This window comes from Sphingobium sp. YBL2 (assembly GCF_000943805.1).
Lineage (GTDB): Bacteria > Pseudomonadota > Alphaproteobacteria > Sphingomonadales > Sphingomonadaceae > Sphingobium > Sphingobium fuliginis.
This window is the reverse complement of record NZ_CP010954.1, coordinates 3,384,440-3,406,962: the sequence shown is the minus strand read 5'-3', so window position 1 is coordinate 3,406,962 and position 22,523 is coordinate 3,384,440. Positions and strand designations below refer to the sequence as shown.

At 65.3% G+C, this 22,523-nt stretch carries 22 protein-coding genes; 16 read left to right on the top strand and 6 right to left on the bottom strand.

Annotated elements, in window-relative coordinates; translation table 11 throughout:
• Nucleotides 1-11: 11 nt before the first annotated feature.
• Nucleotides 12-878 (top strand): enoyl-CoA hydratase, encoded by an 867-nt coding sequence (locus tag TZ53_RS15780; protein WP_044661897.1) that lies wholly within the window; start codon nucleotides 12-14, stop codon nucleotides 876-878.
• Nucleotides 875-2,557, top strand: a complete 1,683-nt coding sequence (locus TZ53_RS15775; protein ID WP_044661896.1) for an acyl-CoA dehydrogenase family protein — start codon at nucleotides 875-877, stop codon at nucleotides 2,555-2,557. The genes TZ53_RS15780 and TZ53_RS15775 overlap by 4 nt, the downstream gene beginning before the upstream one ends.
• Nucleotides 2,558-2,642: 85 nt before the next feature.
• On the opposite strand, the gene TZ53_RS27190 is transcribed toward TZ53_RS15775, so the two are convergent.
• The 5 genes from TZ53_RS27190 to TZ53_RS15755 all read right to left on the bottom strand — a co-directional run bounded on the left by TZ53_RS27190 (nucleotide 2,643) and on the right by TZ53_RS15755 (nucleotide 7,104).
• Nucleotides 2,643-2,798, bottom strand: coding sequence for a hypothetical protein (locus TZ53_RS27190; RefSeq protein ID WP_165363371.1), 156 nt, complete (start codon nucleotides 2,796-2,798; stop codon nucleotides 2,643-2,645).
• A gap of 559 nt (nucleotides 2,799-3,357) precedes the next feature.
• Nucleotides 3,358-3,570 carry a DUF2093 domain-containing protein gene (locus tag TZ53_RS15770; RefSeq protein WP_044661895.1) on the bottom strand — a complete coding sequence of 71 codons (213 nt, stop codon included), beginning with the start codon at nucleotides 3,568-3,570 and terminating at the stop codon, nucleotides 3,358-3,360.
• Nucleotides 3,570-4,973 (bottom strand): NAD(P)H-dependent flavin oxidoreductase, encoded by a 1,404-nt coding sequence (locus TZ53_RS15765; protein ID WP_025549388.1) that lies wholly within the window; start codon nucleotides 4,971-4,973, stop codon nucleotides 3,570-3,572. The genes TZ53_RS15770 and TZ53_RS15765 overlap by 1 nt, the downstream gene beginning before the upstream one ends.
• Nucleotides 4,974-5,067: 94 nt before the next feature.
• Nucleotides 5,068-6,219 carry a glycosyltransferase family 4 protein gene (locus TZ53_RS15760; protein ID WP_044661894.1) on the bottom strand — a complete coding sequence of 384 codons (1,152 nt, stop codon included), beginning with the start codon at nucleotides 6,217-6,219 and terminating at the stop codon, nucleotides 5,068-5,070.
• Between the two features lie 15 nt (nucleotides 6,220-6,234).
• A complete protein-coding gene (locus TZ53_RS15755) occupies nucleotides 6,235-7,104 on the bottom strand; it encodes an alpha/beta fold hydrolase (RefSeq protein WP_025549390.1) in 870 nt (289 codons plus the stop codon).
• 40 nt (nucleotides 7,105-7,144) lie between these two features.
• Here TZ53_RS15755 and TZ53_RS15750 point away from each other — a divergent pair, with 40 nt between their 5' ends.
• The 8 genes from TZ53_RS15750 to TZ53_RS15715 all read left to right on the top strand — a co-directional run bounded on the left by TZ53_RS15750 (nucleotide 7,145) and on the right by TZ53_RS15715 (nucleotide 14,778).
• The gene (locus tag TZ53_RS15750) at nucleotides 7,145-8,539 is read left to right on the top strand and encodes a protein adenylyltransferase SelO (RefSeq protein WP_044661893.1); all 1,395 of its coding nucleotides are present in this window, start codon (nucleotides 7,145-7,147) and stop codon (nucleotides 8,537-8,539) included.
• A 145-nt stretch (nucleotides 8,540-8,684) separates the two neighbouring features.
• Nucleotides 8,685-10,118: a succinylglutamate-semialdehyde dehydrogenase gene (astD, locus tag TZ53_RS15745; RefSeq protein ID WP_044661892.1), complete on the top strand. Its 1,434-nt coding sequence runs from the start codon at nucleotides 8,685-8,687 to the stop codon at nucleotides 10,116-10,118.
• A gap of 127 nt (nucleotides 10,119-10,245) precedes the next feature.
• Nucleotides 10,246-11,034, top strand: coding sequence for a uroporphyrinogen-III C-methyltransferase (gene cobA, locus TZ53_RS15740; RefSeq protein WP_044661891.1), 789 nt, complete (start codon nucleotides 10,246-10,248; stop codon nucleotides 11,032-11,034).
• A complete protein-coding gene (locus tag TZ53_RS15735) occupies nucleotides 11,031-11,327 on the top strand; it encodes a DUF2849 domain-containing protein (RefSeq protein ID WP_044661890.1) in 297 nt (98 codons plus the stop codon). Before cobA ends, TZ53_RS15735 begins: the two co-directional genes overlap by 4 nt.
• Nucleotides 11,328-11,330: 3 nt before the next feature.
• Nucleotides 11,331-12,962, top strand: a complete 1,632-nt coding sequence (locus tag TZ53_RS15730; protein WP_044661889.1) for a nitrite/sulfite reductase — start codon at nucleotides 11,331-11,333, stop codon at nucleotides 12,960-12,962.
• On the top strand, nucleotides 12,955-13,395 hold the full coding sequence (locus tag TZ53_RS15725; protein WP_044661888.1) for a DUF934 domain-containing protein: 441 nt from the start codon (nucleotides 12,955-12,957) through the stop codon (nucleotides 13,393-13,395). Before TZ53_RS15730 ends, TZ53_RS15725 begins: the two co-directional genes overlap by 8 nt.
• Nucleotides 13,388-14,179: a phosphoadenylyl-sulfate reductase gene (locus TZ53_RS15720; protein WP_044661887.1), complete on the top strand. Its 792-nt coding sequence runs from the start codon at nucleotides 13,388-13,390 to the stop codon at nucleotides 14,177-14,179. The genes TZ53_RS15725 and TZ53_RS15720 overlap by 8 nt, the downstream gene beginning before the upstream one ends.
• A 203-nt stretch (nucleotides 14,180-14,382) precedes the next feature.
• A complete protein-coding gene (locus TZ53_RS15715; protein WP_025549398.1) occupies nucleotides 14,383-14,778 on the top strand; it encodes an MAPEG family protein in 396 nt (131 codons plus the stop codon).
• 104 nt (nucleotides 14,779-14,882) lie between these two features.
• Here TZ53_RS15715 and TZ53_RS15710 read toward each other — a convergent pair whose 3' ends face one another.
• A complete protein-coding gene (locus TZ53_RS15710) occupies nucleotides 14,883-16,364 on the bottom strand; it encodes a replicative DNA helicase (RefSeq protein WP_025549399.1) in 1,482 nt (493 codons plus the stop codon).
• 122 nt (nucleotides 16,365-16,486) lie between these two features.
• Between TZ53_RS15710 and TZ53_RS15705 the strand changes: the two genes are divergently transcribed.
• The 6 genes from TZ53_RS15705 to TZ53_RS15680 all read left to right on the top strand — a co-directional run bounded on the left by TZ53_RS15705 (nucleotide 16,487) and on the right by TZ53_RS15680 (nucleotide 22,464).
• Nucleotides 16,487-16,969: a UPF0262 family protein gene (locus TZ53_RS15705; protein ID WP_025549400.1), complete on the top strand. Its 483-nt coding sequence runs from the start codon at nucleotides 16,487-16,489 to the stop codon at nucleotides 16,967-16,969.
• A gap of 32 nt (nucleotides 16,970-17,001) precedes the next feature.
• On the top strand, nucleotides 17,002-17,667 hold the full coding sequence (locus TZ53_RS15700; RefSeq protein WP_044661886.1) for a glycoside hydrolase family 25 protein: 666 nt from the start codon (nucleotides 17,002-17,004) through the stop codon (nucleotides 17,665-17,667).
• A complete protein-coding gene (locus tag TZ53_RS15695; protein ID WP_044661885.1) occupies nucleotides 17,664-18,122 on the top strand; it encodes a cytidine deaminase in 459 nt (152 codons plus the stop codon). Before TZ53_RS15700 ends, TZ53_RS15695 begins: the two co-directional genes overlap by 4 nt.
• Before the next feature lie 6 nt (nucleotides 18,123-18,128).
• Nucleotides 18,129-18,683 (top strand): dCTP deaminase, encoded by a 555-nt coding sequence (dcd, locus tag TZ53_RS15690; protein ID WP_044661884.1) that lies wholly within the window; start codon nucleotides 18,129-18,131, stop codon nucleotides 18,681-18,683.
• Between the two features lie 43 nt (nucleotides 18,684-18,726).
• Nucleotides 18,727-19,491 carry a metallophosphoesterase gene (locus TZ53_RS15685; protein ID WP_044661883.1) on the top strand — a complete coding sequence of 255 codons (765 nt, stop codon included), beginning with the start codon at nucleotides 18,727-18,729 and terminating at the stop codon, nucleotides 19,489-19,491.
• Nucleotides 19,492-19,677: 186 nt separating this feature from the next.
• Nucleotides 19,678-22,464, top strand: coding sequence for a TonB-dependent receptor plug domain-containing protein (locus TZ53_RS15680; RefSeq protein WP_044661882.1), 2,787 nt, complete (start codon nucleotides 19,678-19,680; stop codon nucleotides 22,462-22,464).
• Nucleotides 22,465-22,523: the final 59 nt, after the last annotated feature.

Here is a 22,523-nt window from a genome sequence, read left to right as displayed (position 1 = left end):
GGAGAGCGACCATGTCCGAGGAAGTGCAGCCTGAATATGTGACCTACAGGGTCGAGGACGGCATCGCATGGGTGATGCTGAACCGCCCGCAATATAGCAATGCGCAGAATTACCGGCTGCTTGGGCAGCTCGACGACGCGTTCAAGCACGCGGTCGAGGATGACGAAGTGAAGGTCATCGTGCTGGGCGGCGAAGGCAAGCATTTTTCCGCCGGCCACGACATCGGCACGCCGGAGAAGGACAGCCACATGCCCCGGTTCCGCACGACCCTATGGTGGGATCACCTCAACAAGGGCGGCGCGGAGCGGCAATATGTACTGGAGCAGGACGGCTATCTCGGCCTCTGCCGCCGCTGGCAGGAAATTCCCAAGCCGATGATCGCCATGGTGCAGGGCGCCTGCATCGCGGGCGGGCTGATGCTGGCGTGGGTCTGCGACCTGATCGTCGCGTCGGAGGACGCCTTCTTCCAGGACCCGGTGCAGCGCATGGCCCAGCCGGGCGTCGAATATTTCGCCCATGCCTTCGAACTGCCGCCGCGCGTCGCCCGCGAACTGCTGCTGCTCGGCCGCCGCATGCCGGCCCAGCGCGCCTATCAGTTCGGCATGGTGAACGAGATTTTCCCGCGCGAGACGCTGCGTGAGGAAGTCGCGAAGATCGCCGCCGAAATCGCCCAGCATGACCGCTTCGGAATGGCGCTTACCAAGCAGGCGTTCAACTTCGTGGAAGACCTGCGCGGCAAGCGGCAGGCGATGGACGGCGTGTTCCACATGCACCATCTGGCCCATGCGCATAACCAGCTGATGACCGGCAATCTCGTCGGCGGGCTGGACGCCAAGGCGATGGCGACGGCCAACAAGAAACAGGCTGGCGAAGGATGAGCGCGGCGGTGGAACTGGAAAAGACGGTGCTGGTCCTTCCCGACCTCCCCGCGCTGCTTTCGGGCGCGGCGGATGCCGCACAGGCCTTCGTCGCCGCCGTCCAACCGCAGGTGAAGGCGCGCATCGCCAACGACAAGGGACAGGTCGACCGCGTGCTGGCCGATGTGGAGCAGCATGTCGTCCACGGCTTCGGCTGGTTCGCCTCCTATGCGGAGATGATGCGGGAGGTCGCCAACTGGGCCGCCCATCTCGACGCCCAGGGCGCGTTCGGGGAGGTCGAGGCGCTGCTCGCCCAACTCCTCTTCGCGGAATATGGCGCGCAGATGCTGGGCGGCATTTCCATGAACCAGGGCGAGGTGATCCGCGCCACCGACCTGACCGACGACCTGTCGACGCTCGACGCGCCTGCTTTCCGCACCCTTGTCCGTGAGGGCGGCGGGCAGGCGGTGAAATCGGCCATCGCCCGCCACCTCATTGCCCGGCGGGGTCATGCCACGCTGGAAAATTGCGGGCTGGACGAAATGTTCGACATGGTGCGCGAGCAGTTCTTCGCCTTTTCGAACGAGAAGGTCGCGCCCTTCGCCCATGACTGGCATCTGAAGGACGAGTTGATCCCCCTGCCCCTGGTCGAGGAACTGGGCGCAATGGGCGTGTTCGGCATGACCATTCCGGAAGCGTTCGGCGGGCTGGGCATGGGCAAGACCGCCATGTGCGTCGTGTCGGAGGAACTGTCGCGCGGATGGATCGGCGTGGGGTCGCTCGCCACCCGATCCGAAATCGCGGCGGAACTGATCCTGACCGGCGGCACCGACGGGCAGAAGGCCCATTGGCTGCCGCAGATCGCCAATGCATCGATCCTGCCGACCGCCGTCTTCACGGAGCCCGACACCGGCTCCGACCTGGGTTCGCTGCGCACTCGCGCGGCGCTGGCCGATGGCGAATATCGGGTGAACGGCAACAAGACCTGGATCACCCACGCCGCCCGCGCGGACGTGATGACGCTGCTGGTCCGCACCGATCCCGGCACGAAGAATTACAGCGGCCTTTCCATGCTGATCGCGCCCAAGCAGCGCGGCACGGTGGCCGATCCCTTCCCCACGCCGGGCATGAGCGGCGGCGAGATCGAGGTGATCGGCTATCGCGGCATGAAGGAATATGAGATCGGCTTCGACGATTTCCGCGTGCCCGCCCAGAACCTGCTGGGGGGCATTGAGGGGCAGGGCTTCAAGCAGCTCATGGCGACATTCGAATCCGCGCGAATCCAGACGGCCGCCCGCGCCATCGGCGTGGCGCAGGCCGCGCTCGACATCGGCCTTTCCTATGCGCTCGACCGCAAGCAGTTCGGCCGCCCGATCTTCGACTTCCCCCGTGTCGCCAACAAGCTGGCGATGATGGCGGCGGAGATCATGGGCGCGCGCCAGCTCACCTATTTCGCCGCGCGCCGCAAGGATGAGGGGAAGCGCTGCGACCTGGAGGCCGGCATGGCCAAGCTGATCGGCGCCCGCGTCGCCTGGGCGGCGGCGGACAATGCGTTGCAGATCCATGGCGGCAACGGCTTTGCGACCGAATATCAGGTGAGCCGCCTGCTCGCGGATGCGCGCATCCTGAACATCTTCGAGGGCGCGGGGGAAATCCAGGCGCAGGTGATCGCACGGCGGCTGCTGGACGGCGGGAATTGAGAAGGCGGCTCATGGCGAAAGGCGGCGGGGGCCTAGGCTCCCCAGAACCACGGTCCCGGCGCCCCCCATTCGCAAGCGCCTGGGTTTAAAGCCCCAGGCGACTCCAGAACTCGTCGGGTTTGACCGGCGTCGCGGTTTCGGGCGCGCGTTCGGGACGCGTCCAGGAGGAATGGGGGATGTGGATTTGCGGGCTGGAGCCGAAACGGCGTTGCCGGCGGGCACGAGTGGCATTCTGGGTCATCGTCTTCTCCTGTCGAGGAGGAACACGAAACCTTGCGTCGTCGCTTCAGTACCGTGCGCTTTAGCCGTTGGTGACGCGGAGCAAGCTGACATCCTTCAAAAGCCGCGGAGCGTTGCGCTCGGCAATATATCTACTCAATTTGTAGAGAGATGGAAGAAAGCTTTGCTTAAGACGGCGAGACCACAGGTTTCACGATATGGGGGACGCGGAACCGTCCTGCGGGTGGAAGCGAGCCGTCCGGAACGAGGTGGGACGCCCGTCAGAACGCCACATTATAAAGGAACCAGCCCACGATCAGCAGGCTCGTCACAACACAGAGGCGATCACCAAAAATGTCGATCCGCGACATCGCTTACATCCTTCCTCGGTCGAGCGATCTGCGTCGCTTCGTTCATGAAGGATAAACCATCAGCGGGGACAAAGGAATAGGATAAGTGCGGCAGGCGGAGACATAAAAGCGCCGGATGGAAAAAGCAGAGGCTTGAACCGCCGCCGTGCAAAAAGGCCCGGGCGTGGCCGGTCCCGATAAAATTCCAGCAATTCGCCTGAATTCAGACCTTTACCGAAAATCCGCGCCGCGATGGTTCAGGAAGGAACGGGTCGCCTCCTCCGGTCCCTTATAGGCCTCCTGAAACTCCGCGCTCCAATATTTGAGGTCTTCCAGATCGATGCGCGCGCCGGAAACCGCGCAAAGGACGAACTGTCCCGGACGCACGACCTCAAAATGCGGCGTGTCGTAGTGCAGCACCGCCAATCCCTGAATGTCCGCCATCAGTCGCCGGTCAGGATGCGGTCGACAAGTTGCTTCACGGTCGGCACGAACCCGTTCGAATAGAAGGGGTCCTGCTTGAACTTGTAGGCGCCATGGCCCGCGAAGAGCAGATTCTTGTCGAGGTCGCCGCCATGAACGGCCTCCTGCAGCGATTTCTGGATGCAGAAGCTGCGCGGATCGGCCAGGCGGCCGGTCGAATTGGTCTCGCTGTCCATCCAGCTTGAAAAGGCGCACTGGCTGAGGCAGCCCATGCAATCGGTCTGGTCCTTGCGGATTTCGGCCTTTTCCTCCTCCGTCACGAAGACGAGCGTATTGTCCGGCGTCTTGAGCGCGGAGGTGAAGCCCTGCCCCACCCATTCGCGGGCGCGCAGAAGGTCGCCGCGCGTCACCCAGAAATTCTTGCCCTTCACGCCGGCGTCGAGTTGATGCGTATGGTCGCCGGCCTGTTCGGTGCTGAACGGGATCTGCCGTTCCGATCGGGCTTCCAGGGAGCGCAGGAAGGGATTGCGGACGGCCGAACTGTAGAAGCCGGTCGGCGAGAAGCGGTGGAGCAGCACGTCACCCGGCTCCAGCTGCATCAGCCGTTCCTTCCACGCCTGCGGGATCGGGCTTTCCTGCGTCAGCAGCGGACGGGTGCCGAACTGGAACATGATCGCGCCCAGTTCCGGATTGTCGATCCAGTCGTTCCAGTCCTTGAGCGCCCAGACGCCGCCTGCCATGACGATGGGGACATCGTCGGAAATGCCCCCCTCCCGCATGGTGGCGCGCAGGTCGCGGACGCGGGGATAGGGGTCCTGCGGCACCTTGGGATCTTCGGCGTTGGACAGGCCGTTATGGCCGCCCGCCAGCCACGGGTCCTCATAGACCACCGCCGCCAGCCATTCCGATGCCTTGGAATAGGCGCGCTTCCACAGGGCGCGGAAGGCACGGCCGGAACTGACGATGGGCAGATAGTTGACGCCGTAGGAGGCGGCGATCTCCGACAGCTTGTAGGGCATGCCCGCGCCGCAGGTCACGCCCGCGACCATTCCCTTCGTCTTTTCTAGGACACCGTGGAGGACGCGCTGCGCACCGCCCATTTCCCAGAGCACGTTGATGTTGATCGCGCCCTTGCCACCGGCGATTTCGAAGGCCCGCTTCACCTGTTCGACCGCGCCGTCTATCGCATAGGCGATCAGTTCTTCATGGCGGTCGCGGCGGGTGCGACCATGATAGATCTGGGGAATGACGTTGCCGAAGCTGTCATAGCTGTCCGCATTGACCGCCGACACCGTGCCGATGCCGCCGGCCGCCGCCCAGGCGCCGGAACTGGCATGGTTGGAAACGGCTACCCCCTTGCCGCCTTCGACCAATGGCCAGACTTCCCGGCCGCCGTAAACGATGGGCTTCAACCCCTTGAACAACGCAATCTCCCGCGCAAAAATCCCGTGGCCCCCGACCACCTGAACGCCGCCCTATAGCAGCTTTACGGTCGGATGACGAATATTTGGGCGCGCCCTACCGCAAAATATGGGGGCTGGATAGTGCCTGACCGTAAAGGCCGGCATAGGCGTCCACCATGGCGGCTTCGGTGAAATCGCGGCAGGCGCGTTGGCGGTTCGCCTCGCCAAGCCTTTGCCGCAGACCGGGATCGCCGGCCAGCGCGCCCAGCGCCGAGGACAGGGCTGCTTCGTCCGGGACGACGAACGGCCGGTTTTCGGGCGCGACCATGGCAGCGACGTCCCCCACATCGGTCGATGCGACGGGCAGGCCCGCCGCCATCGCCTCCACCAGCGAGATCGGGAACTGCTCGCTGTCCGAAGACAAAGCGAAGATGTCGAACAGGCCCATGAAGCGCCACGGTTCCGGCAGGAATCCGGCCATGCAGATGTCGGCCAGTCCGTGATCCCTGGCTTCCGCCGCTATGGCGTCGCGTTCCGGCCCCTCCCCCACCACCACAAGTTGCAGCCGGTCGCGATGCGGCGCGACGGCCCGGACGAGGCGGCGGATGTTCTTGACCGGGCGCAGGCCCGCCACCGTCCCCACCAGCAGCTTGCCGGCCGAGCGGTCGAGGGCTGGAATGGCATCCGGCACAGGCGGCAGGGCATAGCGCGCCGTGTCTATGCCGTTGCGGATCAGGTGGACCTTTCGCGGCGGCTGACGCCACACCTCGCGGGCGATGCCGTCGAGCCGGACGGACGGGACGACCAGCGCATGGGCGCGCTGAAGCGCCAGGCGGCGATAGAGGTTGCGCTGCGGCTTGAGGCCGCCCGCCTCATCCGCGTTGAAGCCGTCCTCATGATGGATCAGCGGCGGACCGCCATGGATGCGCCGCGCCATCACCGCATCCATCGCGCCCCAATTATAGCTGAGGATGAGGTCGTAGTCCGACAGGAAGGCCGCAATCGCCCGGAAACGCCTGAGGCCCGGCCTGCCGGCGAGTGGAGGAGGCTGGGGGAAATCGACCGGCGTGGCGGGGTCGATGGCGTCCCGCGCGCTCATCAATTGGGGCGCGGCGCTGACGATGCTGTGACGGGCGCGGTCGCCCCAAAGGTTCATCAGGCGCACGGCCCGCGCCTCCTTCCCGCCAAGCGAGAAGCTGCCGTGGACATGCAGCAGCCGGGGCGGCCCGTCGATCTGCCGAGGCCGGCCCGCGGCGAAACGCTCCATGCCGCTCAAGCCGCTTCAGCCATTCAGGACCCGCGCCAGCAGCCGGTCGATGGCGGCGACGGATTCAGGCTCGTCGAGAACGGGGGCGTGACCGACATTGGAGATGACCGCGCACTCCGCGCCGGGACCGATGTCCTCCACCATGCGGGCGGCGGTGGCCGCGGAGAGCAGGTCGGAGCGCTCGCCGCGCAGCACCAGCGTCGGAATTCCGCGAAAGGCCTGCATGACCGGCCACATGTCCACGCTCGCCTCGCTGCCCGCGACCCGCAGCGGCTCCGCTATGCGCATGTCATAGTCGAGCACGACGCGCCCCGCGCTGTTGAGGCGGTAGAGGCGCTTGGCCATGGCCAGCCATTGGTCGAGGCCATAGCCGGGATAGACGTCGCCGTTGGATTCCTCCAGCGCGCGGGCGGCGTGCACCCAGCTTGGATGCGACTGGCCGATGCCGACATAGGTGCGGATGCGCGCCAGGCCCGCCTCCTCCAGCGTCGGTCCGACATCGTTGAGCAGCGCCCCGGCCAGCCATTCGCGATGGGTCGCCGCGATCAGCATGGTGATGATGCCGCCCAGCGACGTGCCGATGGCGACGAAGCGGGTGATGGCCAGATCCGCCAGCAGGCGGCTGATGTCCTGCAGATAGGTGAGCGGGACATAGGTCATCGGGTCCTTCGCCTGCGCACTTTCGGCGCGGCCGCGCAAGTCGGGACAGATGAGGCGCCATGGCCCGGCGAGGCGCGCCGCCAGCGGTTCGAAATCGCGGGCGTTGCGGGTCAGGCCCGGCAGGCAGAGCAAGGGAGGGCGGCCATCTTCGCCGCCAGCATAATCGCGATAATGGAGCCTCAGCCCATCGGGGGACCACCAGTATCCGTCGCTATAGCTGCTCAAGCTGCTTGATCCTTCCACCCTGCATCCCCCATATCGCCGCATGCGCCCTGCCCTGCAACCCGCCAAATTCAGCCCCGCGAACGAAATCGCCGCGCTGCAGCCCGATTTTGCCGATCCCGTCGCGGCGGCCGACTTTCCCCGGACCATCCTGCGTTTCCGCAATGACCGCTGGGCGAAAGCCGTGGGCCTGGGCGACCTGAGCGATGAGGAATGGCTGGCGCATTTCGGCCGGTTCCAGCCGCTGGAGGGATCGCTGCCCCAGCCACTGGCGCTGCGCTACCATGGGCATCAGTTCCGCGTGTACAATCCCGACATCGGGGACGGCCGCGGTTTCCTGTTCGCGCAGCTTCGGGACGGGGCCGGCCGGTTGCTCGACCTGGGCACCAAGGGTTCCGGCCGGACGCCCCATAGCCGTTTCGGGGACGGCAGGCTGACGCTGAAGGGCGGCGTGCGGGAGATATTGGCGACGGAGATGCTCGAGGCGCTGGGCGTCAACACCTCCAGGACCTTTTCCATCATCGAGACGGGCGAGGCGCTGGAGCGCAACGACGAACCCTCCCCCACCCGCGCGGCGGTGATGGTGCGGCTCAGCCACTCGCATATCCGCATCGGGTCTTTCCAGCGGGCGGCCTATTTCGACGACAAGGCGCTGCTGGAGCGGCTCGTCGACTATGCGCTGACGAAGCTCTACGGCGAGGCGCCGGGCGACAATCCTCCCGCGCAACTGCTGGGCCGGGTCGTGGAGCGAACGGCCGATCTGGCCGCGAGCTATATGGTGGCGGGCTTCGTCCATGGCGTGCTCAACAGCGACAACATCAATGTGACGGGCGAGAGCTTCGACTATGGGCCCTGGCGGTTCACGCCGCTTTGGGAAGAGGGGTTCACCGCCGCCTATTTCGACCATGCCGGGCTCTATGCCTTCGGACGGCAGGCGGAAGCGATCCACTGGGACGTGGCGCAGCTTGCCGTGTCGCTGCGTCCCCTGGTGGAGGCCGAACCGCTGATCGAGCAGCTGGAGCGCTTTCCGGCGCTCTATGCCGAGGCGATGGCGCGGCGCTTCTGCTGGCGGTTGGGGGTGGCGCCGACGGACGACGCCTCCACCATGATCGAAGCGGCGGTGCGCGGCATGATCGCGACGCAAAGGCCGATCGATCGCTTCTTCCAGGACTGGCGCGGCGGCGATCCCCGCGACGGCGCGCCTTATGCCGGGGAGGAATGGGCGGGATTTCGCGAGGCCATTTCCGGGTTCGAGGCGAGCGGGCCCCAGGATCATGCCTATTGGGCCGATCCGGCGCCCTGCTCCATGCATATCGATGAGGTGGAGGCGATCTGGAGCGGGATTGCCGAGCGGGACGATTGGACGCCGCTGCATGCGAAGGTGGCGGCGATCCGGCGCATGGGCGACGCATTGGGCGGCGCCCCTGATGTGCCCTGAATTCTCCTCCGCTGGCGGGGCGGACGGGCTTTCCGTTACGTCGGCTTGCCGTTCCGCTCGCCACGCCCGCTTCCCCCTCCCCGAGGGAGGAGGGAGCCGTTTGCCGCCCCTTCCCTAACGCCCCATTATCCTCCATATCGGTGCCATGTCCGCCACGCTGACTTCGTTCGAACCCGCCACTGGTGCTCTTTTGTGGCAGGGGACTGCCAGCGACGTGGAGGCGGAGGTCGCCCGCGCCTGTGCCGCCTGGCCGAAATGGGCCGCCCAGCCTGTCGCCTACCGCATCGAAACGCTGCGCCGCTTCGTCAATGTCGTGCGCGCCAATGAGGAAGCGCTGGCCGACCTGATCGCCCGCGAAACCGGCAAGCCCCTGTGGGATGCGCGGACCGAAGTGACCGCGGTGATGAACAAGGTCGACATTTCCGTCGCCGCCTTTTCCGAACGCACCGGACAGAGACGGCTTGAAGCGGCGATGGGCGCGCGTCAGTCCGTGCGGCACAAGCCGCATGGCGTCATGGCGGTGCTGGGGCCGTATAATTTCCCGGCGCATCTGCCCAATGGACATATCGTTCCCGCGCTGCTGGCCGGCAACGCCGTCGTCTTCAAGCCGTCGGAAAAGACGCCGGCCGTGGGCGAGATGCTGGTGCGTTTCTACCATGAGGCGGGCGTGCCGGAGGATGCCGTCCGGCTGGTGCTGGGCGGACCCGACGAGGGCAAGGCGCTGGCCGCCCATCCCGATGTGGGGGGCATTCTCTTCACCGGGTCGGCGCAGACGGGCATCGCGATCAACCGGCAGTTCGCGGCCAATCCCGGCAAGATACTGGCGCTGGAAATGGGCGGGAACAACCCGATCGTCGCCTGGGATACGGCCGACATCGCCAGCGCCGCGACGCTGATCGTCCAGTCGGCCTTCCTGTCGAGCGGGCAGCGCTGCACGGCCGCGAGCCGGCTGATCGTCAGGGAGGAGCTGGCCGACACGCTGGTCGGAGAGGTCAAGAGGCTGGCGGACCGGCTGATCGTCGACCATCCCCATGCGGACCCTGCGCCTTTCATGGGGCCGGTGATCGACAATCAGGCGGCGGATCATCTGACGGAGAGCTTCCTCTATCTGATGAGCAACGGTGGCAAGCCCATCAAGCACATGGTCCGCACGACCAAGGGGCTGCCCTTCGTGACGCCGGCGATCATCGACGTGACCGCCATGGCGGAGCGGCCCGACGTCGAGCTGTTCGGCCCCCTGTTGCAGGTTGTCCGGGTGCCGGATTTCGCATCCGCGATCCGGGAGGCGAACAATACGCGCTATGGCCTTTCCGCCGCGCTGATCGGGGGATCGCCGGAACAATATAACCAGTTCTGGGCCAATATCCGGGCGGGCATCGTCAACTGGAACCGGCCGACCAATGGGGCATCCTCCTCCGCGCCCTTCGGCGGGGTGGGCATTTCCGGCAATCATCGGCCCAGCGCCTATTATGCGGCCGATTATTGCGCCTATCCGGTCGTGTCTGTGGAGATCGAGCAGCCGCGCGCATCCATCGGCATTGGCCTGAAGGACGTCGATACCAGCCTGATGGGCGATTGAGCGGCCGGGTGGTCTGGCAGCAGAGCGACGGGGCGACAGGATCAAATCGATCCTCCCCAAATTTTCCTTCGCCCTGGCCAACGCATTCTGAATTGAAACCGCGGGCTGTTTTCGCCATCTGCCCAACATGGCTGAAACTCCCATTGCCACTGTCACCCTTGTCGGCGCCGGTCCGGGCGACCCGGAACTCCTGACGCTGCGCGCCGCGCGGCTGATCGGCGAGGCCGAGGTGATCGTGCATGACGGGCTGGTTTCCGGCGAGATCCTGGCGCTCGCCTCCCCACAGGCCGAACTGATCTCTGTCGCCAAGCAGCGCAGCCGTCATTCGGTGCCGCAGGACGGGATCAATGCCCTGCTGGTCGAACTGGCGCTCGCCGGGCGCAGGGTCGTGCGGCTGAAGGGCGGCGATCCCTTCATCTTCGGCCGTGGCGGCGAAGAAATGGAAGCCTGCCGCGCCGCCGGGGTGCCGGTGGAGGTCGTGCCGGGGATCAGCGCCGCCATCGGCTGCGCCGCGCAGGCGCAACTGCCCCTCACCCATCGCGATGCGGCAAGCGCGGTCAGCTTCGTGGCCGGGCAATGCAAGGGGCTGACCGATCAGGACTGGTCCGGGCTGGCGGGCGCGGGACGCACGCTCGTCATCTATATGGGCGTGGCGACGGCGACGGACATTGCCGACAAGCTGATGGCCGACGGCGTGTCGCCGGCCATTCCCGTGGCCGTGCTGGAAAACGGCACGCGCGCCGATATGCGGACGCTGCGCACCCTGCTTGCCGATCTGGGCGAGATGGTCGCGCGGGAGAAGGTGAAAAGCCCTGCCCTGATTGTGGTCGGGGAGGTTGCGGCCTATGCGCTGGCGCAGGATGTGCTGGCCGGCTGGGCCGCGCAGGAGACATTTGGGGCGGAGACTGACAAGTGAAGATTTTGACCGGCAATGACCTCGGCACCGGGGACGTGATCTGGTGGGCGGGCGACGGCTGGTCGCGGCAGGTCGGCGATTCCGTCGACGTGGGCGACAAGGGCGAGGATCTGGCCCGGGCGGAGGAAGCCGCACTGCGGGTCGTGGGCGCCTATGTGATCGATGCGACCGTGACCGCAGAAGGCGTGCGCCCCGCGCATATCAAGGACCGCATCCGCGCCCTGGGGCCGACGGTGCGCCCCGACCTGACGCTGAAACCGAATGACGCCGATGCCGGCAACTGGGTGATCTGAACCATGTATCGTTACGACAGCTACGACCAGTCCATCGTCGACGCCCGCGTCGAGGAGTTTCGCGACCAGACCCAGCGCCGCCTGGCCGGACAACTGACGGAGGACCAGTTCAAGCCGCTGCGGCTGATGAACGGCCTCTATCTCCAGTTGCACGCCTATATGCTGCGCGTCGCCATTCCCTATGGTACGCTGAGCGGCCGGCAGATGCGCAAGCTGGGCGAGATCGCGGCGAAATACGACAGGGGCTATGGTCACTTCACCACACGCCAGAACCTGCAATATAACTGGATCAAGCTGGCCGATGCGCCGGATATCCTTGCCGAACTGGCGACGGTCGAGATGCATGCCATCCAGACCAGCGGCAATTGCATCCGCAATATCTCGTCCGACCAATATGCCGGGGTTTCGGCGGACGAAGTGGCCGACCCGCGTCCCTGGGCGGAACTGTTGCGCCAATGGTCCACCTTCCATCCCGAATTCACCTATCTGCCGCGCAAGTTCAAGATCGCGGTGATCGCGAGCGAGGATGACCGTTCCGCCATGCGCCTGCACGACATCGGCCTGAAGCTGGTGTCGCGCGACGGCCGGACAGGCGCGGAAGTCTATGCCGGCGGCGGCATGGGTCGCACGCCCATGGTTGCGCCGCTTATCAGGGACTTCGTGCCCGAAGATGAGATCGTCTCTTATCTGGAGGCGTGCCTGCGCGTCTATAATCGCTATGGCCGGCGCGACAACAAGTACAAGGCGCGGATCAAGATCCTGGTCCATGAACTGGGCGTCGAGGAATATAAGCGGCAGGTCGAGGAGGAGTTCGCCCATATGCGGACGCTGGGCCTCAACCCGCCGACCGAGGAACTGGACCGCATCCGCGCCTATTTCGCCGGCCCCGCCTATGAAACGGGCCTGGAGGACAGCATCGACCGCAGCGATCCGGCCTTCGCCCTTTGGGTGGACCGTCAGGTCGCGGCGCACAAGCAGCCGGGCTATGCCATCGTCAACATCAGCCTGAAGCCGCGCGGCGGCATTCCGGGCGATGCCTCGGCGGAGCAGATCGCGCTGGTTGCGGAGCTGGCCGAACAATATTCGCTCGACGAGCTGCGCGTCACCCATGCGCAGAACCTGGTCCTGCCGCATGTGAAGATGGCGGACCTCCACGCCATCTGGCAGAAGCTGGACGAGGCTGGCCTTGCCGAGGCCAATCTGGACCTGATCACCGACATCATCGCCTGTCCGGGCCTGGATTATTGCAGCCTCGCCAATGCCCGCTCCATCCCGCTGGCGCAGAAGCTGTCGGAACGGTTCGCCGCGGCGGACCGGCAGAAGGAACTGGGCGAGCTGAAGGTCAAGATTTCCGGCTGCATCAATGCCTGCGGCCATCACCATGCCGGCCATATCGGCGTGCTGGGCGTGGACCGGAAGGGCGTGGAGAATTTCCAGCTTTCGCTCGGCGGGTCGGGCGCGGAGGATGCGAGCGTCGGACAGATCACCGGCCCCGGCTTTTCGGAGGACGGCGTGGTCGACGCGATCGAGAAGGTCACCAACCTCTATCTCGAACAGCGGGAGGAAGGCGAACGCTTCCTCGACACCTATCGCCGTCTTGGCATGAAGCCCTTCAAGGAGGCGATCTATGGTTGAGTTCCTGTCCTTCCGCGAAGGCGAAACCGGCCAGGAACCGGCGGTCACGGTCGAATCCTTCACCGGTCAGTCCAATTCGACCGCCGTCCGGATCGAAGCGGGCGAGGATGCCCGCGAGTTGCTGCCCCATCTGGACAGGCTGTCGCTGGTGGAGGTGAACTTCCCGGCTTTCGGCGACGGACGCGGCTATTCGGCGGCGCGGATATTGCGCGAGGCCGGCTATCAGGGCGAACTGCGCGCCGTGGGCGATGTGCTGGTGGACCAGATCGTCGCGATGCGCCGCTGCGGCTTCGACAGCTTCCGGCCCGACAAGGCGCTGGACGATGCCGCCGTGGAGCGCGCGCTCCATCGTTATGACGACGTCTATCAGAAGACGATCGACGGCCGCCGCCCCATCTGGGCGAAACGGCACCCGGAGACTGTAAATGGCTGAACCTGCCCGCCAGCTCGACGTAATCGACGCCCGCCCCGCCTTTACCCAGGCGGATGCGGATGCGCTCAACGCGCGCTTCGAGGGCGTCGACACGCTGTCGATGCTCAAGACCGTCTTTGCCGAGGGGCTGGCGGGCAATGTCGCCGTCGTCTCCTCCTTCGGCACGGAAAGCGCGGTGCTGCTGTCGCTGGTGGCCAAGGCGGACAGGACCGTGCCGGTGATCTTCGTCGACACGCTCAAGATGTTCCGCGAAACGCTGGATTATCGCGAAACGCTGATCAGCACGCTGGGCTTTACCGACAGCCGCGCCGTCACGCCCCATGCCGAAGTGCTGGCGGCGAAGGACGAGACCGGCCTGCGCTGGTCCTACGATCCCGACGGCTGCTGCGAAATCCGCAAGGTCGAGCCGATGAACCGCGCCAAGGATGGACTGGATGCGTGGATTTCCGGGCGCAAGGCGTTCCAGTCGGTGACGCGGCAGAACCTGCCCCGTTTCGAGGTCGAGGACGGCCGGCTGAAGATCAACCCGCTGGGCGACTGGACGAAGGACGATCTGGAGGCCTGGTTCGAGGCGGAGAAGCTGCCGCGCCATCCGCTGGAGGCGCAGGGCTATCTGTCCATCGGTTGCGAACCGTGCACGTCCAAGGTGCTGCCGGGGGAAGATCCCCGCGCCGGGCGCTGGCGCGGGTGGGACAAGGTCGAGTGCGGCATTCACTCGCCGGTGACGCCGATCCCCTCCCCCGCGGCCGATCCGGACGATCCGGCCAACCAGCCGGTGTTCTGACCGAAAAGGCGGTTGCGTCGAGAATATCCCGACTCGTGGGAATATTGCGCTCTTCCGATCCTCCCGTTGCGAAGAGAGCGCCTATGGCCCCGATGATGGGCGCCGGCAGTCAATCCGCCGCCTGCGGCAATCGAGACTTATGGCGCGGACCATGCGGGCGCGATATGGTCGGCGGTCATGACAGACTGAGCGGAGGACGAGATATGGCCGTCGAGCTGAAGATATTGGCGTGGAGTTGCGTGCTGCTGCTGGTCCACATCTTCGCGGCGGCGCATATCAAGACGCGGCAATATGGCACCAAATGGAACATGGGCGCGCGGGATGAGGAATTGCCGCCGCTCGATCCCGTCGGCGGGCGGCTGGTGCGGGCGCAGGCGAATTTCCTCGAAACCTATCCGATCGCGATCATCGTGCTTCTGGGCGTGGTGATCGCGGGGAAAACCAGCGGAACGACAGCCCTTGGCGGGTGGCTCTGGCTGGGCGCGCGGGCGGTTTACCTGCCGCTGTACGGCATGGGCATTCCCATGGTGCGGACCATTGCCTATCTCGTCAGCCTGGTGGGGCTGGCGCTGGTGTTCCAGGCTTTTGTTTCGGGCTAGGATGTGTGGGGATGCAGCCAATGGCAGGCTGCGAATGGCGGTTTTCCGAACTTCCGGCGGTCACATATTTTTAGCACGCCGCGGCTTGTGAAAGCCCTCTGGCTCTATTCGTAATCCTCCAGATAGCTGCCCTCCGCCAGGTCGGAGAAGCGGGTAATCTTCGCGTCGAACTTCATGCGGATGCGCCCGGTCGAACCATGGCGCTGCTTGGCCACGATCACCTCGGCCAGGCCGTAGATGCGCTCCATTTCCTGCGCCCATTCCAGATGTTCGGGGCTTTCCTTGTTCCCCGGCTCCTTCGCGGCGACATAATAATCCTCGCGGAAGACGAACCAGACCATGTCCGCGTCCTGTTCGATGGAGCCCGATTCACGAAGGTCCGATAGCTGGGGCCGCTTGTCCTCGCGCTGTTCGACGGCGCGGCTGAGCTGGGACAAGGCCAGAACCGGGCAGTTAAGTTCCTTCGCCAAGGTCTTCAGACCACGGGAAATTTCCGAAATCTCGTTGACGCGATTGTCGCCCTTTCCGGTGCCCTGGAGCAGTTGGAGATAGTCGACCACGACGAAGCCTATGTCATGCCGCCGCTTCAGCCGGCGGGCGCGGGTGCGCAGCGCGGCGATGGTCAGGCCCGGCGTGTCGTCGATGAACAGCGGCAGTTCCTGCAATTCCCGCGCCGCACGGGAGAGGTTCTGGAAATCGGCGCGGCTGATCTTGCCCATGCGCAGCGCTTCGCCGCTGATGCCCGACTGTTCGGCCAGAACGCGGGTGGCGAGCTGGTCGGCGGACATTTCCAGGCTGAAGAAAGCGGTCTTCGCGCCCATATTCTTTTCCGGCGGAATGCCGTCGGCATTGTCGCGCAGCCAGCGCGAGGCGGCATTATAGGCGATGTTGGTCGCCAGCGACGTCTTGCCCATGCCCGGACGACCCGCGAGGATCATGAGGTCCGAATTGTGCATGCCGCCGATCTTTTCGTTCAGGCTGTTGATGCCGGTGGTGATGCCCGAAACATGCCCGCCGCTGTTGAGCGCGCGCTCCGCGATCTGGACCGCCATGGTGGTGGCCGTGGCGAAGCTCTTGACCGACCCGGTCTCCCCCTCCCCCTCCGACACCTTGTAAAGCGCGACCTCGGCCTGCTCGATCTGTTCGCGGGGGTTTACGTCCTCGCTGGTATCCAGAGCGTTTTCAACGAGTTCGCGGCCGACATGGACAAGCTGTCGCAGCAAGGCAAGGTCGTAGATCTGCGTGGCGAAGTCGCGGGCGCCCAGCAGCGCCGCGCCATTGCCCGTCAGTTGCGCCAGATAGCCGACGCCGCCCAGTTCCTTGAGCGCCGGGTCCTGCTCCAGCATCGGTTTCAGCGTCACCGGGTTGGCGACCATGTCGCGCTCGACCAGCTTCATCACGGATTCGTAGATGCGGCCGTGCAGGGGCTCGAAGAAATGCTCCGGCTTGAGCTTGAGCTGCACATCCTCGGCAATGCGGTTGTCGATCATCAGCGCGCCCAGCAGGGCGGCCTCCGCCTCCACATTGCGGGGGAGTTCGGTGATGCCGGCTTCTGCGGCGGGGGTGATTTGCACGAGTTCGACCATTGTCCCCTCATCGCGCCGAGCAACCGCCCTTGCAAGGCGGAACGTTGAAAGCATTCGGAAAAGCTGTGGACAAGAGTCCCCCTTGCTTTTCGGCGCGTGTCGCCGCACTGACCATAGCGTCCATGGCCGATCCGCGCATCATCGATATCACGCTCGACGAGCGGACGATCCTCTGGCGCAATGCCGATGTGGAGCAGGAACGGCGCATCGCCATCTTCGACCTGCTGGAGGACAATTATTTCGAGCCGCAGCGCAGCCATGAGGACGGCTATGCCGGCCCCTACAAGGTGCACCTGCGTGTCGAGGAAGGCCGGCTGGTCATAGAGATACGTCGGGAAAATGGCGATCCGCTGGAGGCGATCATCCTGAGCCTGGGCCGGTTCCGCCGCCCGATCCGGGACTATTTCGCGATCTGCGACAGCTATTACCAGGCGATCAGCAACGCATCGCCACAGCAGATCGAAACGGTGGACATGGCACGCCGGGGCATCCACAATGCCGCCGCCGAGACGCTGATCGAGCGGCTGGACGGCAAGATCAAGGTCGATTTCGATACGGCCCGTCGCCTGTTCACGCTGATCTGCGTCCTGCACATCAAGGGGTAAGGGGCATCCGTATCATCAGTGCCGGCCATTTCATGGCCCGTTTTTGCTTGTTTCTTGCCGTCCTGGGCCTGATGGCCCTGGGCGGATGGCTCTATGCGCGCGAATGGGCGCCGGATCGGGGGGCGTTTCCGACCCAGGGCGTGTCAGTATCCTCGGACAATGGCTCCATCGACTGGGGCACGCTGGCGGCACAGGGGGCGGATTTCGCCTATATCCGCGCCTCGCGCGGCGGGCGCTTGCGCGATCCGGCCTTCGAGGCGAACTGGGCAGGCGCGCGGGCGGCGGGGCTGCGCTATGGCGCGGCGCTGGATTTCAGCCTGTGCGCCAGGGCTTCGGAACAGGCGACAGGCTTCATGACCATGGTTCCGCGGGACAATGCCGCGCTGCCGCCGGTGATCAGGCTGGCGTTCGAGCCGGGCTGCCGGGCGCGGCCGGGGCAGGACGCGGTGCTGTCGGAACTGAATACGCTGATCAACCTGATCGAGAGTCATGCGGGCACGCCGGTCCTGCTCAACGTCAGCGACGATTTCGATGCGCAATACGCCATTGCATCGGGGATCAACCGGACCTTATGGCTGGACCGCAATTTCGTCGCGCCCGATCGCGAGAAGCGCAAATGGGTGATGTGGACAGCCAATGATATGCGGCATATCGACGGCATCGACGGACCGGTGCGATGGGATGTGATGGCGCGATGAATGCGACGGAAAAGCTGATCGGAGCGGCGCGGACGGCGATGCGCCATGCGCACGCGCCCTACAGCCGCTTCGCCGTGGGCGCGGCGGTGCGGCTGACCGACGGGCAGATCGTGACCGGCTGCAATTTCGAGAATGCGAGCTACGGCCTGTCGCTCTGCGCCGAAACGGTGGCGCTGGCGGCGGCCAACGCGCAGGGCCGCCTTGCCGATGTGGAGGCGATCGCGGTCGTGGGCGGCGCCATGGGGCCGGACGGCTCCGTATCGGGAGACGCCATCGTCACCCCCTGCGGCCGGTGCCGCCAGATCATGAACGAAGCCGAGCAGATGGCCGGGCGCACGCTTGCCATTTACTGCGCGGCGCCGGAAGGAGACGCGCTGGCCGAACATCGCGTCGCCGAACTCCTGCCCCATGCCTTCGGCCCCGCCGATTTGGGCATCACCCCCAGAAAGAGCTGAACAGCCATGTCGATATTGTCGGATAAGTGGATTCGCGAACAGGCCCGGACCAGCGGCATGATCGAGCCGTTCGTGGAAAGCCAGCGGCGCGACGGCTGCATCAGCTATGGCCTCTCCTCCTACGGCTATGACGCGCGGGTGGCGGACGAATTCAAGATCTTCACCAATGTCGACAGCGCCGTGGTCGACCCCAAGGATTTCGCCGCCAACAGCTTCGTCGACCGCAAGACCGACGTCTGCATCATCCCGCCCAACAGCTTCGCGCTGGCGCGGACGGTCGAATATTTCCGCGTGCCCCGCGACGTGCTCGTGATCTGCCTTGGCAAGTCCACCTATGCGCGTTGCGGCATCATCGTGAACGTGACGCCGCTGGAGCCGGGCTGGGAAGGGCATGTGACGCTGGAATTTTCCAACACCACGCCGCTGCCCGCCAAGATCTACGCCAATGAGGGCGCGTGCCAGTTCCTGTTCCTTAAGGGCAACGAGCCGTGCGAGACCAGCTATGCCGACCGCGCGGGCAAATATATGGGGCAGCAGGGCGTCACATTGCCGCGCCTGTAACGCTGTGCGACAGTGGCGGCATGATGTGTGAGGCAAGCCCGCCATGCTGATGCCGTTCCGCAGGCGGAAGGCGCGGGACGATGCGTCCCTCCCCAGCGTGGGTGGTGACAGGCGCGTCTATGCCATAGGCGACATTCACGGCCGCGACGACCTTTTCGCCCAATTGCTGGACCGGATCGCTCTGGACGAGGCGGAGCGCGATCCCCTGCCCCGGCTGCTGGTCCTGCTGGGCGATCTGGTCGACCGGGGCCCGCAGTCGCGGCAGGTGGTGGAAAGGGCGATGGGCCTGGCGCGCTCGACCGGCGACATCCGCTTCCTCAAGGGCAATCATGAGGAGATGTTCATCGCAGCCGCCCGCGGAAAGGCGCAGGCGGCGCGCCTCTTCCGCCGATATGGCGGGGTGGAGACGCTGGCCAGCTACGGCCTGGGGGCGGAGGACAGCGCGCTTATGAGCGACGAGGCGATGGCGCGGTGGATGCTGGCCCATGTCCCCCGCGATCATGTCGATTTCCTGGACGACTTTGCCGATATGCTGCCGCTTGGCGACTATCTCTTCGTCCATGCGGGGGTGCGGCCTCGCGTTGCGCTTGATGCCCAGATTCCTGCCGATCTGCGGTGGATCAGGGGCGATTTCCTGAACCATGGGCGACATTTCGGCAAGATGATCGTGCATGGCCACAACATCAGCGAGGATGTGGATGTGCAGCCCAACAGGATCGGCATCGACACCGGCGCTTTCTGCAGCGGCCGATTGACCGCGATCGGGTTGGAAAAGGACCAGCGCTGGTTTCTGCGGACCAGCGCCTGATCCGGGCTGAGCGCCATTTGTAATATTATAATAAGATAATCTCATTTCCCGCTGATTTCCCGATCCTTTATCGGTCGCATCCGATCGTTCCTGTCCGCCGCTCCGTAATGGATGGCGGGTCGGGACCTTTTCTTCGTTGGAAGATGTCGGAACGGCAAAAAGCCGTCTGCAACAGGGGAACAATCGATGCGCATTCGCCATGCACTGGCGGGGTTCGCCCTCGCCACATGCCTTGTTTTGCCCACGGAGCTGATGGCATCCTCGAAAATGGACGCCACCCTGTCGCAGCGGCACAAGTTCGACATCGCCCCGCAGCCGCTGAGCAGCGCCCTGCGCCAGCTTTCGACCCAGTCGGGCGTGCGCATCCTCTTCCCCTATGACGAGGTCGCATCGATCCGCAGCCGGCGCGTGCAGGGCTGGCTGTCGACCGAAGACGCGCTGGAACGGCTGCTGGCCGGAACCGCGCTCAAGCATAGCGAGGCGGGCGTCGGCGTCATCGCCCTCGCCGTGCCGGCCAACCGCACCGTCGCCCATCGCAGTCCGCTGGCGGTCCAGCTTGCGCAGGTCGGCGTGGCGGGGGCGTCGGCGGCCCCGGTCGCCATGGCGCCCGCCGATGGGGACGATGCCTTGGCCCCGATCATCGTCACGGGAACCCGCCAGACCACGCGCACCGTCGCGGAAAGCCTGGCGCCCATCGACGTGCTGAGCGCCAGGGACCTGGAGGCGAGCGGCAAGCAATCGGTGCGCGACCTGCTGGGCACGCTGGTGCCGTCGATCAACGTGTCGAACAGCGGCGCGGGCGCCAGCTTCGCCGTCAAGACGCTGTCGCTGCGCGGCCTTGCGGGCGACCAGTTGCTGGTGCTGGTGAACGGCAAGCGGCGCCACAATACGGCGACCCTGTTCATCAACGGCACGACCCAGAACGGCCAGTCGCCGCCCGACCTGGACCTTATCCCTTCCTCCGCCATCGAGCGGATCGAGGTGCTGCGCGACGGGGCGTCGGCGCAATATGGGTCCGACGCGATCGCAGGCGTGGTCAACATCCTGCTGAAGAACGATGCCAGCGGAAGCGCGTCCTTCCTGGGCGGCGCCACGGCGGACGGCGGCGGCGAACAGGGCCGGTTCCAGATCAGCAAGGGCTTCGGCGTCGGGGACGGTGGCCATGTCCATTTCACGCTGGACGCCTTCCTTCAGGGCCGCACCTATCGCAGCGCGCCCAATCCGGGCCAGTTCTACGCGCGGGTGGGCCAGCTCTATTCATCGGCCACGGGTGCGCTCGACCCGCGTGAGGCGACCGTCGATCGCGACGTGAACCGGGGCGGCCAGCCGCAGGTGTCGGGCATCAACTTCGCCTATGACCTGTCGCTGCCGGTGAGCGATCAGGTCGAACTTTACCTGTTCGGCACGGCGTCGCGCCGGCATAGCGACGCCTGGCTGACCTATCGCTTCCCCGACGCGCCGAACAACATCCCCGAACTGTTCCCCAATGGCTACAGCCCGCATCTCCACATCTATGACGAGGACTTCCAGACTGCGGCGGGGCTGCGCGGCGACCTGTCCGACACATTCCATTACGATCTGTCCAGCAGCTTTTCCCGCAACTGGGTGAAATATCGGGAAAGCTCGGTCATCAACGCCTCGCTCGGTCCGGCCAGCCCGACCGACATGTATATCGGCGCCGTCACGTCGAAGGAGTGGACCACCAATCTCGACCTTCAGAAGACGGTCGATCTGGGGCTGGCCGAACCGTTGCTGGTGGCGCTGGGCGCGGAATATCGCTGGAACGGCTATGCCATCGGTGCGGGCGACCCCGTTTCCTATATCGACGGCGAATACCGGTCGACCACCGGCCCCAATGCCGGTGTGCTGCGGACATCCGGGTCGCAGGGGGTGACGGGTTTCCCCCTCTCCTCCGCCGGGAAATGGAGCCGCGACAATTGGAGCGCCTATCTGAACCTGGAACAGCAGGTCGTGGAGGGGTTCGAGGTCGCGCTGGCCGGGCGGCATGAGGATTATTCCGACTTCGGCACCACCGACACCGGCAAGGCGTCGGTGCGGATCGAGCCGGTGCGCGGCCTGGCGCTGCGCGGCACGGCCAGCACCGGCTTCCGCGCGCCGACCCTGCAACAGCAGCATTATTCCTCCGCCAGCACGATCAATGTCGGCGGCGTGTTGCTGCCCGTATCCGCACTGCCGGTCGATTCCGCCGCGGCCGTCGCGCTTGGCGCCACGGCCCTGAAGCCGGAAAAGTCCAGAAACCTTTCGGCCGGCATCGTCCTCACGCCGACACCGCGCCTCAACATCACGGTCGACGCCTATCAGATCAAGATCAGGGACCGCATCCTGCTGTCCGAAACCCTGCAGGGCCCGCTCGTGCGCAGCGTGCTGGCGGCGGCGGGCATCACATCCTCGGCGGGCGGCTTCTACTTCTCCAACGCCGCCGACACCCGGACGCGGGGGCTGGACGTGGTCAGCACCTGGCGGGCGGGCCTGGGCGACTGGGGCAATGCGCTGTTCAGCCTGTCGGCCAATTTCAACAAGACCGTCTTCACCCATGTCGATGCCGTGCCGCCGGTACTGGCCAATTCCCAGCTGGTGCTGATCGGCCGGTCGAAACAGGGCGACTTCACCAAGGGCACGCCGCGCGACAAGTTCATCGCCAACATCCTCTGGACCAAGGGGCCTGCCAGCCTGAACCTGCGCGCCACGCGCTACGGCAAGGTGACGATGGTCCATCCGACCACGCCTTCCCTGGATGCGGAAATCGATCCCAAGGTCATCTTCGACCTGGAACTGGGGATGGAACTGCGCAAGGGCATCAAACTGACGGCCGGGGCGAACAATCTGTTCAACAGCTATCCCGACAAGCTGCCCACTTTGCTACAGGGCAACGGCTTTTCCCTTTACAACCAATATTCGCCCTATGGGACCAGCGGCGGATTTTATTATGGGCGGTTGAATTTCGAGTTTTGAGCGAAGCGGCCATGGGGATGCGTTAGCCTGTTCCTGCTGTGCCATTGGGGCCGGCTTTG